The 16,684-nt window shown below is 43.2% G+C and carries 16 protein-coding genes; 9 read left to right on the top strand and 7 right to left on the bottom strand.

Annotation, left to right across the window (positions count from 1 at the left end):
• Nucleotides 1–199 precede the first annotated feature (199 nt).
• Nucleotides 200–793, bottom strand: coding sequence for a hypothetical protein (locus KXD93_RS27560; RefSeq protein WP_258140771.1), 594 nt, complete (start codon nt 791–793; stop codon nt 200–202).
• 102 nt (nt 794–895) lie between these two features.
• Here KXD93_RS27560 and KXD93_RS27565 point away from each other — a divergent pair, with 102 nt between their 5' ends.
• On the top strand, nt 896–1,507 hold the full coding sequence (locus KXD93_RS27565) for a porin family protein (protein ID WP_258140772.1): 612 nt from the start codon (nt 896–898) through the stop codon (nt 1,505–1,507).
• 44 nt (nt 1,508–1,551) lie between these two features.
• On the opposite strand, the gene KXD93_RS27570 is transcribed toward KXD93_RS27565, so the two are convergent.
• A complete protein-coding gene (locus tag KXD93_RS27570; RefSeq protein ID WP_258140773.1) occupies nt 1,552–2,082 on the bottom strand; it encodes a GNAT family N-acetyltransferase in 531 nt (176 codons plus the stop codon).
• Between the two features lie 157 nt (nt 2,083–2,239).
• A complete protein-coding gene (locus KXD93_RS27575) occupies nt 2,240–2,629 on the bottom strand; it encodes a toxin-antitoxin system YwqK family antitoxin (protein ID WP_258140774.1) in 390 nt (129 codons plus the stop codon).
• Nucleotides 2,630–2,859: 230 nt separating this feature from the next.
• Between KXD93_RS27575 and KXD93_RS27580 the strand changes: the two genes are divergently transcribed.
• The 6 genes from KXD93_RS27580 to KXD93_RS27605 all read left to right on the top strand — a co-directional run bounded on the left by KXD93_RS27580 (nt 2,860) and on the right by KXD93_RS27605 (nt 10,094).
• Nucleotides 2,860–3,141, top strand: a complete 282-nt coding sequence (locus KXD93_RS27580) for a hypothetical protein (protein ID WP_258140775.1) — start codon at nt 2,860–2,862, stop codon at nt 3,139–3,141.
• 20 nt (nt 3,142–3,161) lie between these two features.
• Nucleotides 3,162–3,416 carry a hypothetical protein gene (locus KXD93_RS27585; protein WP_258140776.1) on the top strand — a complete coding sequence of 85 codons (255 nt, stop codon included), beginning with the start codon at nt 3,162–3,164 and terminating at the stop codon, nt 3,414–3,416.
• 112 nt (nt 3,417–3,528) lie between these two features.
• Complete coding sequence (gene guaA / locus KXD93_RS27590; RefSeq protein WP_258140778.1) at nt 3,529–5,058, top strand: glutamine-hydrolyzing GMP synthase; 1,530 nt, start codon at nt 3,529–3,531, stop codon at nt 5,056–5,058.
• On the top strand, nt 5,015–6,265 hold the full coding sequence (locus tag KXD93_RS27595) for an ABC transporter substrate-binding protein (RefSeq protein ID WP_258140779.1): 1,251 nt from the start codon (nt 5,015–5,017) through the stop codon (nt 6,263–6,265). The genes guaA and KXD93_RS27595 overlap by 44 nt, the downstream gene beginning before the upstream one ends.
• Complete coding sequence (locus tag KXD93_RS27600) at nt 6,262–7,431, top strand: RsmB/NOP family class I SAM-dependent RNA methyltransferase (protein ID WP_258140781.1); 1,170 nt, start codon at nt 6,262–6,264, stop codon at nt 7,429–7,431. Before KXD93_RS27595 ends, KXD93_RS27600 begins: the two co-directional genes overlap by 4 nt.
• A 224-nt stretch (nt 7,432–7,655) precedes the next feature.
• Nucleotides 7,656–10,094, top strand: coding sequence for an AsmA family protein (locus tag KXD93_RS27605; RefSeq protein WP_258140782.1), 2,439 nt, complete (start codon nt 7,656–7,658; stop codon nt 10,092–10,094).
• Nucleotides 10,095–10,183: 89 nt separating this feature from the next.
• On the opposite strand, the gene KXD93_RS27610 is transcribed toward KXD93_RS27605, so the two are convergent.
• From KXD93_RS27610 to KXD93_RS27620, 3 genes are all read right to left on the bottom strand, one after another.
• Nucleotides 10,184–10,753 carry a MarC family protein gene (locus KXD93_RS27610; RefSeq protein ID WP_258140784.1) on the bottom strand — a complete coding sequence of 190 codons (570 nt, stop codon included), beginning with the start codon at nt 10,751–10,753 and terminating at the stop codon, nt 10,184–10,186.
• 12 nt (nt 10,754–10,765) lie between these two features.
• The gene (locus tag KXD93_RS27615; RefSeq protein ID WP_258140785.1) at nt 10,766–11,929 is read right to left on the bottom strand and encodes an MFS transporter; all 1,164 of its coding nucleotides are present in this window, start codon (nt 11,927–11,929) and stop codon (nt 10,766–10,768) included.
• Between the two features lie 136 nt (nt 11,930–12,065).
• Nucleotides 12,066–13,589 carry an amino acid permease gene (locus KXD93_RS27620; RefSeq protein ID WP_258140786.1) on the bottom strand — a complete coding sequence of 508 codons (1,524 nt, stop codon included), beginning with the start codon at nt 13,587–13,589 and terminating at the stop codon, nt 12,066–12,068.
• A gap of 217 nt (nt 13,590–13,806) precedes the next feature.
• On the opposite strand from KXD93_RS27620, the gene KXD93_RS27625 reads away from it, so the two are divergent.
• Nucleotides 13,807–15,090 (top strand): amidohydrolase family protein, encoded by a 1,284-nt coding sequence (locus KXD93_RS27625; RefSeq protein WP_258140787.1) that lies wholly within the window; start codon nt 13,807–13,809, stop codon nt 15,088–15,090.
• Nucleotides 15,091–15,349: 259 nt separating this feature from the next.
• Nucleotides 15,350–15,877 carry a transposase gene (locus tag KXD93_RS27630; protein WP_258140788.1) on the top strand — a complete coding sequence of 176 codons (528 nt, stop codon included), beginning with the start codon at nt 15,350–15,352 and terminating at the stop codon, nt 15,875–15,877.
• 7 nt (nt 15,878–15,884) lie between these two features.
• On the opposite strand, the gene KXD93_RS27635 is transcribed toward KXD93_RS27630, so the two are convergent.
• Entirely contained in the window at nt 15,885–16,136 is a 252-nt protein-coding gene (locus KXD93_RS27635) for an addiction module protein (RefSeq protein WP_258140790.1), read from the bottom strand.
• Nucleotides 16,137–16,684: the final 548 nt, after the last annotated feature.

Below are 16,684 nucleotides of genomic sequence, written 5' to 3' on the forward strand. Positions count from 1 at the left end.
AAGGTTTGTAAAAACGCGTCACTGCGAGGAACGAAGCAGCCTCTGCACAGGACAATCATTTAACCTCTATGCTGGTGGGACTTTATAGCCGCTTGATTAGTTAACACATTGCTTTTTAACACTGGTGCATAGATGGCGTAGAGATTGCTTCGAAGCCGGTTGCGAGCAACCAGCCTCGCAATGACGATAAATTACTCCCCTATTTATCCTCCAAAATATCAATACAATGCACACCCAATTGCTTCAATCGGCTATCCAAAGTTTTTAATCCTTCAGTATCCTTCAGGTTCGTATAAAGTATTTTTATCTCATCAAGCGTTTCGTCGCTTGGGTCACAGGCCTGGGCCTTTTCAAGATGGGGCAGGGCCTTGCGGGCAGCGGCACTGTATTCATCCGTTAACTGTTTGATGACAGCCGGATCTGTTGCAGCATAGATCTTATTCTTGATCTCCTTTGCCTGGCCGAGATAAATGTATCCTAAGCCCCGATGCACAACATAATAGTCAGGCACGGCAGCGGCAACCTTATCGTAATATATTATTGCCTTTTTTGGCTGCGCGTCATCGTCATAAATTTTACCCATAGCAAAGTAAAAGTTTATTCGGGCTTTTTCCGGCAGCTTATCAGCAACAGGCAACAGGGCTTCACCAAGACCGGGCAGCTTATCATTTTCGCCCTGGAAACGGGCGAGGTTAAAATCGAGGTATTTATTATAAACGGAATCCGCAGATTGCGCTTTGGCGATAAAACCAGTCGAAGCCAGCAAGAAGAGTAAGAATATTTTTTTTAGCATGATTGATATTAAGCTCAAATATAAACCCTTAACGCAAAATACGGCATGCTATTCTATATACTGAAAAATGATACATTTGCATTACTTAAAAAACCCACAATTATGAAAAAAATCATTACTACTCTCCTGGTTGTATTAGGTATTTATACAGCCGCATTTTCACAAACAAAGGGCGCTACCGAATTTGGTATAAACGTAGGCCTAAATGAATCTACCGTAACAACCGGTGACAACCAAACCAATTCCGATTACCGCGTAGGCTTTAACGTTGGTGTTTCGGCTGATTATTATTTCTCTGACCACTGGAGCTTTAAGGCGAAAGTAGTGTATGATCAGAAAGGCTGGAACAATGGCTATTTTGACGATGGAACCAATTCCTATACAGTAGATTACAAGCTAAACTACATCACTATCCCATTAATGGCAAACTGGCACTTCGGCAGAACCCGCAATTGGTATTTAAACTTCGGCCCGTATATCGGCATTTTAACCAGCGCTAAATTGTCTGACGGCGGCGGCGATGTAAAAGATTTCTTTAATACAACAGATGGCGGCCTTGATGTTGGCATTGGTGTAAAGATTCCGGTTTCTGACAGGGCAAAATTTTTTATCGAGCTTAACGGGCAAGGTGGCGTAAGCGATATGGTTAAAGACAACACAGGTTCAGCCTTAAGAAACAGCACTTCAAATATTAATATCGGTATTAATTTCTAAGCCGGTACTTCCAGACTTACGAAGTTTTAAAAAACTTCGTAAGTCTAACTTTTCCTCATTTTTATTATACCCAAAACCTCGCCATCCTGTAAAGGCGCATCTACCCTTTCAATTGCTTCATAACCCATAGTTGCATACAACGGAACGCCTGGTAACGTTGCACCCAATTCAAACGACATAAAGCCCTCAGCCTTTGCAGCGTCTTCACAAACATTAATGATCTGCCGGCCTATCCCTTGCCTCGCATAATCCGGGTGTACAAAAAAAGCCCTTATCCTTGCCGCATCATGCCCGGGATCAAGCAGCGGGTCTTCAACTTCTTTATGCTGGTCGCCGCCGTATAAAGTATTTCGCTTGCTCCATCCCCCGCAGCCCACAATTACGCTATCTTTTTCAGCAACGTAATAAGTTCCATCGATCACCAGTTGTGTATCCACACCAAAAATATATTTGATGGCGCTTTCAATTTGTGCAGGGGTGTAATATTCAGTGCTCAATCCCCGAACAGATTGCGCGATCAATTCATTAAGTTGTGGTGTATCCTGAAATGTTGCGAGACGGGTTGTTACTGGCATAATTACAAATAAAATAAAAAATTGTCATTGCGAGCGCAGCGTGGCAACCGCACGCCTGCTCAGCCGCTATACAGGTTCTACGCCTTTCTATCCGCCCTGCAAAGTTCGCGGTTGCCACGCTGCGCTCGCAATGACAGGTGTAGTATTGATAACTGTGTCAGCCATAGCTTTTGGTCTTAATCAAATTGCCACTTTTATCAAATGTCTTCCATTCGCCGATCTTCTTTTCACCCTCATAAGCACCCGAATCGTACATCGGCCCTTCGATGTGGTAACGCTCCCAAATGCCTTTCCGCTCCCCGTTTTCAAATGAGCCGGTTTGCATCAGGTTGCCGTTTTCGCGGTACCATTTCCATTCGCCGGTTAGCAGGTCGTTTTCATAATTGCCAATGGCTTTCAACCTGCCGTCTGCAAAGTAGTATTCCCATTTGCCGGTTTTATCACCGTGCTCGTACTCACCCATTGCCGATAGGGCGCCATCCTTAAAATATTCCTTTACAAGGCCATGCTTCAACTGGCCATTAGCGTCGCGTTTGCTGGTGTCCATTGGGATTCATATCTTATATTTTGAGTAATTTATTGATTTTCTGACCTAAGACAAACACACATTTTACAATGTAAAACTCATATTAATATTTTGAGAGAATATGTAGCGGAATAGACATTATTACGTATTTGCTATTCTTATTAATAAATACTAAATTTACTACACTTTAAGCTAAAACAGCTTAAAGTAGCCTTATCAAGCAACCACAAAATGAATTAACGCTTCAATTTATGGCAAAAACAATAACAATTAAACTTACGGGTTTAGCCGAAACTTTTATTAATGAAATGAAAAAGCAAGGGCTTAATGAAGCCGATGTAATAGCTCAAGGAATTGGATTGTTGGAGGAGGTTTGGAGGACAAATCGGGTTGCCTTGGTTAAGGAAAGCTGGCGAAATAAGCAAGAAGAGCGCATTGTTAGCGATGAGGAATATATTTTGGAACATTATTTCCATATCCAGACTCCTGAATCCATGAAAAGACAGAATGATATATCAAAAAATAAATACTAAAAAAATTTAGATCGAAATTTATGGCAGTCTCATCTAATCCAATTAATGGAATGCCGGGTGTTGAAATTCAAAGAGAGCAAACTAGAACCCGGATAGCATATATAGCCCTTTATTCCTACATAGGTCTTTTAACTATAGTAATTGTAATAGGTTGGTGGCTTCTAAAGTTAAAAATAGACGAGGTTTTTAAAATATTAACGGCCGTCGCCGGAATATTAAGTGGCATTGTTGGAGCGATAATCGGTTTTTATTTTAGAGACAAAGAAAAAGATTAACTATTCCGGGAATATTAATGCGTTAACATAAAATTAGCGATAAGGAGTATCTATATCCTAATTTTCTCAAATCTCATATCTCAAATCTCACAGCTAAATCCTATCTTTGCCCATGCAAGAAAAAATCCTCATTCTTGACTTTGGCTCGCAGTTCACCCAACTCATTGCGCGCCGTGTCAGGGAGCTCAATATTTACTGCGAGATCCACCCATTCAATCATTTTCCTGAAGTTGACGACAGTGTAAAAGGCATTATCCTTTCGGGTAGCCCCTATTCTGTTCGCCAGGAAAATCCACCGACGTTTGACTTTGATAAGTTCCATGGCACACTGCCTATCCTTGGCGTTTGCTACGGGGCGCAGTACATGGCGCATTTTCATGGCGGCGAGGTATTGCCATCAAGCACAAGGGAATACGGTCGCGCCAACCTGCAATATATCAATGCAGAAAATCCATTATTTAGGATGATCCAGCCTGATTCACAGGTTTGGATGTCGCACGCGGATACGATTGCTACTATCGGCCCTAATTTTGAAATAATTGCCAGTACAGATACGGTTAAGGTTGCGGCCTACCAGGTTACAGGCACCCAAACATATGGCATCCAGTTCCACCCTGAGGTTACGCACAGTACCGACGGCAAGCAGTTATTGTTCAATTTTTTGGTTGATATCTGCGGTTGCGTGCAGGACTGGACTCCCGATTCATTTGTAGAAACTACCATTGCAGCCCTTAAAGAAAAGCTTGGCGACGATAAAGTTGTACTAGGACTTTCAGGCGGCGTTGACTCATCGGTTGCTGCTATATTACTGCACCATGCTATCGGCAAAAACCTGCATTGTGTATTTGTAGATAATGGTTTATTACGCAAAGATGAATTTCAATCTGTGCTCGACTCTTACCAGCACATGGGATTGAACGTTATCGGTGTAGATGCCAAACAACGCTTTTATGACGCACTGGCCGGATTAACCGACCCGGAGAAAAAACGAAAAGCGATCGGCCGGGTGTTTATCGAGGTATTTGATGACGAGGCGCATAAAGTACAGGATGTTAAATGGCTTGGCCAGGGAACCATCTACCCGGACGTGATCGAGTCTGTTTCTGTTAAGGGACCATCGGCCACCATCAAATCACACCATAACGTCGGCGGACTGCCCGATTTTATGAAACTAAAGGTTGTTGAACCGCTTAATACCTTATTTAAGGACGAAGTTAGGCGTGTAGGCAAGGCTTTAGGCATTGATCCGAATATTTTAGGCCGCCATCCATTCCCTGGTCCCGGACTGGCAATCAGGATCTTAGGTGAGGTTACACCCGAGAAAGTTGCTATTTTACAGGAAGCCGATGCGATTTATATCAACAATTTGCGTGCTGGTGGTGTTTATGATAAAGTTTGGCAGGCAGGCTCCATATTTTTACCGGTACAATCGGTAGGTGTTATGGGCGATGAACGTACTTACGAGAACGTGATTTGCCTGCGTGCCGTGGAATCATTAGACGGGATGACCGCCGACTGGTGCCACTTGCCATACGATTTGCTGGCTAAGATCAGCAACGAGATCATTAACAATGTAAAGGGAATTAACCGGGTAGTATATGATATCAGCTCAAAACCGCCTGCTACGATTGAGTGGGAATAGGTGGTTAATGTTTTTATTTATCGGGCTTATAGCTGCGGCATGTTCACCAAAGCTGCAGCCGGTTGCCGTACAACCTAAAAAAGGCGAAGAGAAAAAGATCCCGTTTAAAACGCCGCCCAAAAGCATTGTTCAGCCAAATGCGCCAAAGGTATCAACCATTGCCATGTTGCTGCCATTCGGGCTTGATCATTTAAGGGCCGGATCACCGTATACCGCCACCACGTTAAAGGAGGCCGATATTTCCCTTGATTATTATCGCGGTTTTAAGCTGGCGCTCGATTCTTTGACCGGGCAGGGCTATAACTTTAAGCTCCAGCTTTTTGATTCAAAGGGCGAAAAGGCGCAGGCGCACAGCCTGGCGCTAAACCCTGCTGTAAGAAGCAGCGACCTGATTGTTGGCCCGGTGTTCCCGGAAGACGTAAAGGCGTTCACAGGTGCGTTCCCTTCTGCCCGTCAGCCAATCGTTTCGCCATTGTCGCCGGCATCTCCGGCCACTATAAAGAGCCCGGTGCTGGTAACCATGCTGCCGCCACTTGAATACCATGCATGGGGCGCCGCAGCGTATATCGCTGATAAAATAAACCCTAAAAAGGTATTCGTGCTTAAATCGGGCTATAGCGAAGAGAATGACTACCTCATCCCCTTCAAAAAGGCAATCGATAGCTTGAGCAAAAAACATATCCAGGTGGTCTACCTAACGGTGATCCACGGGCAGGTAAGCTCACTCATTCCGCAGCTCTCCTCTACCGGCCGCAATGTTTTTATTATACCTGCAACCAACCAGCATTTTTTGACAGTCACCCTGCGTGGACTTGACTCTTTGACAAATAGTTACCCCGTTACGGTGTTTGGTCACCCCAGCTGGGCTAATTTTTCCTTTTTAAAGGCCGACTTGCTGCAACGGCTGGATACACACATTACAGCTGCCGACCGCATCAATTATAAGGATGCCAATACGGTGGCGTTTATGAAGAGCTATCGTGCACAATATCATATTGAGCCGGGTGAGTATGCGGTGAAGGGCTTTGATGAAGGCCTGTACTGGGGGCAGCAATTAGCCAATGGCGATCTGAAGAATTTATCAGGCAAAGACTATGAGGGTTTGCATAATAATTTCCATTTTCAGAAAAAAGCGGGCCTTGGCTGGATAAACACGCATATTAACATCTATAAATACACTAATTTTGAGCTGAAAAAGGTAGAATGAAGGCAATAAACCAACTTAAAACGTTTCAGCGAATTTTGGATGAATATCCGGCAGAAACGCCCCTAAGTAAATTTTTGCCCGGCTTTTATCGCCAAAACAAACAAATGGGCTCGACCGACAGGCGCATTGCCAGCCGGTTGGTATATAACTATTTCCGTTTGGGCAGGGCTTTGCCAAATGTTTCCGCTGATGAACGCTTGTTTGTAGCCGAGTTTTTATGCAACACACAGCTCAACTCCTTTTTGCAACATTTTAAACCGGAATGGGCAGCTTGTATAAATTTCAGTATGGCCGAAAAGCTGGCGATGGTAAAAACTGCTCATCCCGATTTCAAACTGGATGATGTTTTCCCGTGGAGCAATCAGCTATCTGCCGGGATCGACAAGGAAGCTTTTTTAAGATCATTTTTTATTCAACCCGATTTGTTTATCAGGGTACATAAAGGTTATGAAACGCAGGTTAAGGTGGCGCTTGCTGCTGCTGAGATTGTTTTTAAGGACGAGGGCAACAATTGTATTTCCCTGCCGAATGGAACACGCCTGGAGGCTGTATTGCCTAACCAGCGCTGGTTTGAGGTGCAGGATTACTCATCACAGCAAACTGCGCAGTTTTTTAAACCGGCTAAATGGGATGCATGGTGGGACGCGTGCGCAGCATCCGGTGGTAAGTCACTCCTTTTACATGATCTCGAACCCAATATAAAATTGGTAGTCTCGGATATCCGGGAATCTATCCTGGCAAACCTTGACGAACGCTTTCAACAAGCAGGCCTCACCAAATACCAAAAAAAGCTGCTTGATCTTACCCAGAACAATGACCTGCTGATGCATGATTATGCGTTTGACGGCATAATCCTCGACGCCCCATGCAGTGGCTCCGGAACCTGGGGACGCACCCCAGAGATGATCAGCCAGTTTGAAACTTACAACATCGAGTTTTTTCAGAAACTACAGCAGAGCATCGTGCGTAATGTGGTAAAATACCTGAAGCCCGGCAAGCCACTTGTTTATATCACCTGCTCGGCCTTTAAGGCAGAGAATGAAGACGTGGTGAATTTTATTGTGAAGGAATTAGGCTTAAAATTGGAGGAAAGCAAAGTTTTGAAGGGATATGAGGGTAAGGCGGATACAATGTTTGTAGCAAGGTTGAGCCCCCCAGCCCCCTGAAGGGGGAGTTTCTTACCGCCTTTGTTGGATGTTGTCTCTAACAAAACCTGGATGTTTGTGATGGGAGACTCTACACCTTGCTGTTGGCTTCGGGGTTGCACAGGCATCCTCTAATTCGTTGGCGACCATACTAACAAGAGCGGTTTCTCCATTCCCATAAGTTTTATTTACCCTCGCTCAAAAACAATTTAGTAAAACCATACCTTATACATTAAATTCACAACATGCCGCGCTGGTTAAAAATCTCCTTAAAAATACTGGGCTCGCTAATCCTGTTCTTTATTGCAGTATTGGTGGGCTTGTCTGTTTATATCTCCTCGCACAAGGCAAAGGTTATTTCGATGGTGACTGATGAGCTTAATAAAAACCTCGATGGCAAGTTGGTGGTGGGTGGCGTAAGCACCTCCTTTTTCCAAAACTTCCCCTCACTTTCTGTAAGGCTTGAAAATGTCACCCTGCGCGATAAAAAGTGGGATCAACACCACCACACATTATTAAGCACCAAAAACTTTGATGTATCCTTAAATACCGCTACCCTACTTAAAGGGGATATCAGTATAGATCATGTTACCATAAGTGATGCTGCTATTGATTTATTTACTGACAGCCTTGGGTATAGCAATACTTCTGTTTTTAAAAAGAACAATTCAAACGACTCGAGTAAAAGTGGCAAAAAATCTACTACCCGGATCGGGAAGTTTAGCCTGAACCAGGTGAGTTTTACTGTTGAGGATCGCAGGGCTAAAAAGCTGTTCAAGTTTGCGGTTGATAAGCTGGACGGCAAGATGAATTATCCCGATACCGGCTGGACCGCCAATGTTGACTTAAAGGTAACCGCCAAAAGCATGGCATTTAGTACCCAGCACGGCAGCTTCATAAAAGACAAGCTGGTTGAGGGAAAATTAACCGGCGGGTATAACAACACAACAGGAAATATCAATGTTACGTCAAGCGGATTCACCATCGGCGGAGACGACTTTAACATTATTGCACGTTTTGCTACAGGGAAAAAGCCTGCAGATTTCACCTTTCACATCACGGCCGACAAGCTTTTGTGGCGACATGCTTCTTCACTCTTGTCGCCCAACATTACTCAAAAGCTGAATATGTTTAACCTTGACAAGCCTATTGCTGTTGACGCAATTATCTCGGGCAGCTTTAGCGGCGGCAGCGACCCATTGTTGTACATAACAGCCAATGTAAAAGATAACAAGCTCTCCATTCCCGGAAGCACGATTAATGATTGTAATTTTAAGGGAATTTTCACCAACAATCACATGAAAGGGAAAGGATTTAATGACGCCAATTCAGTGATCAGGCTAATAAATTTTAATGGCAGCTACAACCATCTACCCTTTGTTATTGATACCGGGAGCATTAACAACCTGGAAAAACCCATCGCAACCGGTAACTTCAGGTCAAACTTTCCCGCAGCAGATTTGAATTACCTTTTGGGCTCCAGTGTGGCAAAATTCAGCAAGGGATCGGCTGATATGTCCCTGCGTTACATGGCTGATATTGTTGATTACAGGATTAATAAACCGATAGTTACCGGCAACATCAATTTAAAAAATGCGGATATCAATTATGTACCCCGAAATCTGAATTTTAAAAACACGTCCGTTTCCATTCACATCACCCGGAAAAGCCTGCTGCTTGATCACATCCGCTTGCAAAGCGGTCGCAGCGTGGTATTGATGCAGGGACATATCAACAACTTTCTTAACCTGTATTATGACGCCCCGGAAAAAATTGTCCTCGATTGGCAGATCACCAGTCCGCAATTATATCTTGGTGAATTCATTGGCTTTTTGAATACCCGGCAGCAAGCTGAAACCGTAATCAAAAGCAGGAAGAACAGCGGAAACATTGTGAATCAACTGGGTACCGTATTGGATAAGGCACAGGCATCTATTCACATCCGGGCGGCAAACGTTCATTTCAAGGAATTCCTGGCCACCGATGCCACCGCCGATATACATCTTTCTGAAGAAGGCGTAGAGCTAAACAATGTGAATGTTAAACATGCTGGGGGCACACTAAAAATGAAGGGCAATATTTACCAGGATAATAAGGAAAACCGCTTTAACCTAAACGCTACAGTAAATAATGTTGACGTGCGTGAATTCTTTTTCGCATTCAATAATTTTGGTGTGACAGCGATTACCTATCGAAACCTTAAGGGCTACCTGTCTGCCAGCACACAGGTAAACGGCAGGATCAGTAACGCAGGCCAGCTGGTTCCGGGTACTATATTTGGAACTGCCAATATCAATTTAAAGAATGCCGCCCTGTTGAATTATAAACCGCTTATTAATGTAGGAAAGTTTGCGTTCCCGTTCCGTAATCTAAAGGAAATAGCCATAGCAAACCTGGATGCTAAATTTGATATCCTTGGCGAAAAGATAGTGATCAATCCTATGCAGCTTAACTCAAGCGTATTAAATGCTGATGTAGCAGGTACCTATGCACTTAAAACCGGAACGGATATTACCATGGATGTGCCGTTGCGTAACCCAAAGAATGATGAAAACATTACCGACACAGTAAAACTTGCCAAAAGGCGTAACAGGGGAATTGTGCTACACATCCGGGCGAAGGATGATGAGACCGGGAAGTTAAAGATAGGCTGGAACAAGGATCATAAATTGATTAATTTGTAGAGTTTCGCACTTTATTCGAGGGTGTACGCGATACGCCCCTACGATCTAACTATTGCATTTTCAAATCTTCAAATCAACTCATCTTCAAATTAAAGATGCGTATTACTCCTAAACAGCTTTATCGCGATAGCCAATAAAATAACACCAAATGCCTTCCGCAGGATATTAACGCCTGTTTCGCCAAGCAGTTTTTCCAGCCATTTTACGTTTTTTAATACCAGGTAAACAAACAGTGTATTTACAACAATGCCTACCAGGATGTTCTGCGTTTGGTATTGCGATTTAAGAGAAAGCAAGGTAGTCATAGTTCCTGCGCCTGCGATAAGCGGAAAAGCTAATGGGACGATGGATGCGGTTGTCGACATTTCTTCCTTAAACACTTTTATTCCCAGCACCATTTCCATCGCTACAACGAATATCACAAGCGAGCCTGCTATGGCGAAGGATTGTATATCCAACCCGATGATGGACAGCAGTTCATCACCGCCAAATAAAAATCCCACCATTAATACCAGCACCGCAATACTCGCCTTCTCCGATTCGATATGCCCCACACGCTGGCGCAGTTCGATTATTACGGGAATGGCGCCAAGAATATCAATGATGGCAAAAAGGATCATCGATACGGAGAGAATCTCTCTGAATACTAATGGGTGCATGGCCTTAGGGTTTTATTCTTTCTTCTTTAAACGGAAACTGAGCAAAAATGCAACTAAAATATAGAATGAAGATAAGAAGAAAACACTATGAATAGAAATAACAGTTACCAGCCCGGCAGTTAACGGTCCGAACGTTTGCCCAATTGATGCATAAGATTGGTTGATCCCAAGTATTTTGCCATGTTCGGCCTTGTCGGTATGTTCGGCAATAATGGAGTTCAGCATCGGGTTACGCAGCCCATTAAATAGCCCGTATACACACATACAAGCGGCAAAAGGAATAAATGCCGAAGTAAAGCCTGAAACGAACATCACCCCAAAACACAAAATGGATGATAGCATTAATAATAAAGCTTTGGACGGAATTAATTTTGTAAAGAGCGGCACGCACAATTGCATAATTATTCCCGCCAGGCCAAAACCCGCCAAAAAATAACCCATTTGTGCAGGAGTAAGCTTTAATACATCAACACTAAAGGTCTGAAAGCCTACCACCATGGTGAGTTGCGCCATGGTAAGCAGGAACCCGATAAAAACCGCCGTACCAACAGTTTTGCGTTTAAGGGTAGTTACCAGCGTTATGAATTTAAAACCCTCATGGTAATTTGCCCGTGTTTTTTTATCCGTGGGGTTTGTTTCCTTTAGAAAGATTAAGGCACAAAGTGTACCTGCCAGGGAAAGAGCAGCAGCAAAAAAGAAAGGCGCCTGCGGACTCAGCTTTGTAAAAACTCCGCCTATAAATGGACCTGCCACAATTCCAAATGCCAGGGATGAGCCTAAAATTCCAAAGCGCTTCGCCCTGTTTTTTGTTGTAGCCGTATCAGAAACCATTGCCTGCGCAACGGATACGTTACCACCTGTTAACCCGTCCAGGATCCGCGCAGCGAAAAGAATTAACAGGCTGTGAGCCTCGGCAAACATTAAAAACGAAATACAGGTGCCGGCCAGGCTGATGACCAGTAACGGCTTACGTCCATACCTGTCAGATAATGATCCTAATATGGGCGTGGCAAAAAATTGAGCGATGGAAAAGGACGCCATTAAGATCCCGAGGGTAGTGCCGGTAAGCCCGAAAGTTTTGCCGTAGCTGTATAATACGGGAATGATAATGCCCAGGCCGAGTGAATTAATAATGCAAACAAGTACTAAGATCCAGAGGTTTTTATCGGCTTTCATTAAAGAAGGGCAGGGGGTTATTAAAAACCCAATGTAACAAAAAAGGTTCCGATAAACCGGAACCTTTTCAATATTATGGTCAAATTATTTAATGGATCGGGGCTTAAGCTATGCGCCTAGTGCCCGATCATTATAATTATTTCTTTTCAAAATCTGTTGCTGTTGGCAATATATCAGCCACATTACCCAATTTGCTATGCCCCCTGCTGTAACCAAAGTAGATGATCAGCCCGATAATCATCCAAACCAAAGCACTTATTTGTGTTTCAAGCGGTAAGCTAAGTATCATGGCAGCACAAATTAAGATGCCCAGGATTGGGACAAGCGGAACAAGTGGCGTCTTAAATGGCCTCACCAAATCAGGATCGGTTTTTCTAAGCAGCATTACACCGATACAAACCAGCACGAATGCAAACAAAGTTCCAATGGAGGTTAAATCGCCAGCAACGCTTGCCGGTAAAAATGCGGCAAACAAGCCCACAAAAATGAACAATATCATATTGCTCTTATACGGTGTGCTGAATTTTGGATGCAGGTCGGAAAATACTTTTGGCAATAAACCATCGGTCGACATAGTATAGAAAACCCTCGACTGGCCCAATAACATTACCAAGATAACTGATGAAAAGCCTGCTAATATAGCAACGGTTACAAGTGTTGACAGCCATGCATAATGCTGCATATAATGGCTGATGGCATAAGCTACCGATGCTTCTTTACCTGCACGCATAAAATCCTGATATGGAGCTACACCTGTTAATACCCATGAAAACAGGATGTAAAGTATGGTACAAACAACCAATGAACCTAAGATCCCGATAGGCATATCTCTTTTTGGATTCTTTGCTTCCTGGGCAGCTGTTGAAACTGCATCGAAACCGATGAACGCAAAAAACACGATACCAGCTCCGGTAAGTACGCCACCCCAGCCATGGTTAAAGAACGGCAGATATGAGTAGCTTGTACCATCGGGTAAAATTGCCGGAGGAGCATTTGCCGGGATCAAATATGGAGTGTGGTTAGCTGGATTGATAAACTGCCAACCGATAGCGATAAACACCAACACGATAGCCACTTTAATAAATACAATCACTGCATTAACTGTTGCCGATTCCTGTGTGCCTTTAATAAGCAATGCAGACAGTAAAAGCAAGATCAATAATGCAGGCAGATTGATGATACCTGAATGCGTAACACCGTTGATAATGGCGGACTCCATAGGCGAGTGGCACCATTCGAACGGTATTCGATGCCCGAGGAGGTTATTTGCATATTCGCTCCAACTGATAGATACGGTGGCTGCACCGAGGGCGTATTCCAATATCAGTGCCCATCCAATTATCCAGGCAACAATCTCGCCCATAGTAGCATAGGCATAAGTATACGCGCTGCCTGCGATAGGTATGATAGACGCAAATTCTGCATAGCATAAACCGGCGAAAGCACAGCCAACTGCAGCGATAATAAATGAAATGGTTACGGCTGAACCGGCATGGGCGCCTGCAGCAGCGGCAGTCCTCACAAAAAGGCCAGCACCAATAATAGCCCCAATACCCAGGGCAATAAGATTGCCAGCTCCCAGCGTCCGTTTAAGAGTTGAGGCCCCCTCTTCGGGCGTTGCCATCAATTGCTCAAGAGATTTTTTAACGAATAACTTCATGTTTTAATTATAAGATCAGTTTTCCAAACATACTTAAATTTATTTAAAACATAAAGAACCGAATGTAACAAAGGAATGAGGGTGTTTTTCGGAATAAAAGTGGGGATCAATTATTAAAATATTTTCCAAAAACATTGAATTGCTTAATAAAAAGCAACGCATACGCATAGTTGTTAAACCCACAAGCGTTGTATATTTATCCCAAATATGTTTTACGATGAAACAATCAATCATTGCACTGTGCATAACATTGGTTTGCATAGCATGTGCGCCTGCCTATAGCCAAACAGCATTAGGTGATGTAGCGCTGACCGGAGTTACAATTATCGATGCAAATCATCCGGCGCCGCTAACAGGTCAAACCATTCTGCTGAAAGGCAAAATTCTCAGTGCTGTCTTTCCTGATAATGGCCAGGCAGTTCCATCAAATTTCACTGTAATACCGCTTAAAGGCAAATACATCATTCCTGGACTGATTGATACCCACGTCCACATGGCTACCGATCCCTCAGGCACCGACAACCGGGCCCACGCGCTCGCTACACTCAATGATATGCTTCGCAGCGGAATTACCACAGTCAGGGACATGGCAGGAGATGCCCGTACCCTTGCCGGGCTTTCGCGCGATGCCATGACGGGCGAAATTAATTCGCCGGATATTTACTATTCTTCGCTAATGGCCGGCCCTGAATTCTTTACTGACCCGCGTACCGCAGCTGCTACCGCCGGGGGAGTACCCGGTAAAATGCCTTACATGCTCGCCGTGACCGACTCTACCGACTTTGTTCGTGCTGTTGCCGGGGCAAAAGGAACCGGCGCAACCGGCATCAAGCTTTATGCTAACCTTAGCGCCAACATGGTTCAAAAGATTACCAGCGAAGCAACCAAACAACAACTTATTGTTTGGGGACATGCCTGGCTGCAGGATGCCATTCCCTCCAACCTGGTTAACGCCGGGGTGAGCTCTGTTTCACATGCGCCGCTATTATTGCATGAAACCATCAGCATTGTACCTAAGGAATGGAAAACCCAACCGCATGATGCAGCCTATTGGGATAAAGTTACCCCCGATCTAACTGTCCTGTTCCGCCTTATGGTAACCAAACATACCATCCTTGACGCCACATTGCTCACCTACAAAAAATGGGGAGAAAGTGATAAAACAGTGCAATATGACTACGAGATCGGCAAACGCCTTACCACGCAAGCATATAAGGCCGGTGTCATCATATGTGCCGGAACCGATGACGACCAGGAACAATTTGTACAGGAGGAAATGAAACTTTTGGTTAAAGAAGCCCAATTCAAACCTATTGATGCACTCATCGCTGGCACGCTAAACGGGGCTAAAGCCTTACATCTTGAAAATCGCTTAGGCACAATTGAACAGGGAAAGGATGCAAACCTGCTGATCCTCGATAAAAACCCGCTAGACGACCTTGATAACATTAAAGCCGTTTTTATGGTCATCAAAGCTGGGAGCATCTATAAAAAGAGATAATAGTAGTGGCTTTGTTAAAGCATTTATAGGGTATTGTCGTAAAGTGTATTTTATATTAAAACAAAGGAATACAAAGAAATCTCAAAACGAAATACGTGAATAAATTTAAAATATCGATGGATTTCGATGTTGATGAAATACAGAAATAACTACTGCCGCCCTTGTTGGAGTTGTCTCCAACAAGCAGCAGGATGTTTGTGATTTAAATAGATGCCGCGTATCTTTGACTAACAGTTTAAAACCTTATAATCTCATCACAATGGCTGATATCAACTTCGATCATCACCCTCAATTTTTTACAGCCACCATATTAGAGTGGAAGCATCTTTTAAAAGAAGATACATTTAAGAATGTCATTATTGACAGCCTGCAATTTCTAAAAAACGAAGGGAGTATTGCCGTTTACGGCTTTGTAATTATGCCAAATCATATTCATTTAATATGGCAAATCCAGGATGGATCTAATCGTGATAATATCCAGATGCGTTTTTTGAAATTCACAGCCCAGCAAATGAAATTCAAACTGATGGACACAGATAATTCCCGTTTATCAGATTACTTTGTAAATGCTAAAGACAGACAATACCAGTTTTGGGAAAGAAATTCATTAAGTATTGATCTGTGGACGCCGAATGTGTTTATTCAGAAACTCGACTATATTCATAATAATCCATTGCAGGACAAATGGCAATTAGCAAAGTATCCGAAAGATTATAAATATTCATCAGCCAAGTTTTACGAAACAGGGGTTGACGAGTTTGGGATACTGACTCATCATGCTGGCTAGGCTTATACTACCCTTGGGCATCCTCTGTTGTTGGTGACAACACCAACAACGGCGAAAAATCGCGCTTAATGTCGTTCCAATCCCTGGCGGTAGTTTTACCGTTAATGAAATCATTGTCACGCCGGATAACTTCTTGTTTTTGAGAGTCGGTTAAAGTGAAATCGCCATTGTCACTTAAATATTCGTAATTCATCTTATCCAGGAATTCAATCAAGGCCTTTTCTTCTTCTACCGAATGCAAGTTAACTGTCACTGTCATATACCAAATTTACAAACTATAGTTATTAGTTCCAACAATTGGGAAAACGCGGTCACTTAATATTATACCTGGCAATATCACCAGAGATAGCCACAATCATCCCAATCATTATGATCAAAAAGAAAAGGTGTCCTATTAAATAAAGTATGCGGTATCGATGAAATGGCTCTTTTACCACAAAACTCTTTATTACAAAAAACAACCCACAGGGAATTAATACATAAACGGCCAAAACCGGCAACACAACAAGCAAGGCGGACACTAATGCATTGACCTGCATTATCTTACTTAATTGTGTAAAAGCTATTAGCCAGATAAATAAGTAGAACGAAATTTTATAACAAAGTTTAGCGATGTTAAAGTTTTTTTGGGGCGAGTCTTGAAAAGCCTGCATATCAGCAAAAGGTTTAGGGTGAAGATCTAAATAATTATCGTCCAAACAAAAAAGGGACGCTTTTCAGCGAGGGCACTGAAAAAGTAGCTTAATAAGCTGAAGCATTTAAAGCGATCAAGAGAAAGGCAACTTTTACTTGATCGCTTTTTTATTC

This window comes from Mucilaginibacter phenanthrenivorans, from assembly GCF_024721155.1.
Taxonomy (GTDB): Bacteria; Bacteroidota; Bacteroidia; order Sphingobacteriales; family Sphingobacteriaceae; genus Mucilaginibacter; species Mucilaginibacter phenanthrenivorans.

What these genes read in the sequence shown, in the direction of transcription:
- KXD93_RS27635 (WP_258140790.1), bottom strand. Translation starts at nt 16,136, where the DNA reads ATGACAGTGACAGTTAACTTGCATTCGGTAGAAGAAGAAAAGGCCTTG.
- KXD93_RS27580 (WP_258140775.1), top strand. Translation starts at nt 2,860, where the DNA reads ATGGCAAAAACAATAACAATTAAACTTACGGGTTTAGCCGAAACTTTT.
- KXD93_RS27570 (WP_258140773.1), bottom strand. Translation starts at nt 2,082, where the DNA reads ATGCCAGTAACAACCCGTCTCGCAACATTTCAGGATACACCACAACTT.
- KXD93_RS27615 (WP_258140785.1), bottom strand. Translation starts at nt 11,929, where the DNA reads ATGAAAGCCGATAAAAACCTCTGGATCTTAGTACTTGTTTGCATTATT.
- KXD93_RS27575 (WP_258140774.1), bottom strand. Translation starts at nt 2,629, where the DNA reads ATGGACACCAGCAAACGCGACGCTAATGGCCAGTTGAAGCATGGCCTT.
- KXD93_RS27565 (WP_258140772.1), top strand. Translation starts at nt 896, where the DNA reads ATGAAAAAAATCATTACTACTCTCCTGGTTGTATTAGGTATTTATACA.
- KXD93_RS27630 (WP_258140788.1), top strand. Translation starts at nt 15,350, where the DNA reads ATGGCTGATATCAACTTCGATCATCACCCTCAATTTTTTACAGCCACC.
- KXD93_RS27585 (WP_258140776.1), top strand. Translation starts at nt 3,162, where the DNA reads ATGGCAGTCTCATCTAATCCAATTAATGGAATGCCGGGTGTTGAAATT.
- KXD93_RS27595 (WP_258140779.1), top strand. Translation starts at nt 5,015, where the DNA reads ATGATATCAGCTCAAAACCGCCTGCTACGATTGAGTGGGAATAGGTGG.
- KXD93_RS27620 (WP_258140786.1), bottom strand. Translation starts at nt 13,589, where the DNA reads ATGAAGTTATTCGTTAAAAAATCTCTTGAGCAATTGATGGCAACGCCC.
- KXD93_RS27560 (WP_258140771.1), bottom strand. Translation starts at nt 793, where the DNA reads ATGCTAAAAAAAATATTCTTACTCTTCTTGCTGGCTTCGACTGGTTTT.
- KXD93_RS27625 (WP_258140787.1), top strand. Translation starts at nt 13,807, where the DNA reads ATGAAACAATCAATCATTGCACTGTGCATAACATTGGTTTGCATAGCA.
- KXD93_RS27600 (WP_258140781.1), top strand. Translation starts at nt 6,262, where the DNA reads ATGAAGGCAATAAACCAACTTAAAACGTTTCAGCGAATTTTGGATGAA.
- KXD93_RS27605 (WP_258140782.1), top strand. Translation starts at nt 7,656, where the DNA reads ATGCCGCGCTGGTTAAAAATCTCCTTAAAAATACTGGGCTCGCTAATC.
- KXD93_RS27610 (WP_258140784.1), bottom strand. Translation starts at nt 10,753, where the DNA reads ATGCACCCATTAGTATTCAGAGAGATTCTCTCCGTATCGATGATCCTT.
- guaA (WP_258140778.1), top strand. Translation starts at nt 3,529, where the DNA reads ATGCAAGAAAAAATCCTCATTCTTGACTTTGGCTCGCAGTTCACCCAA.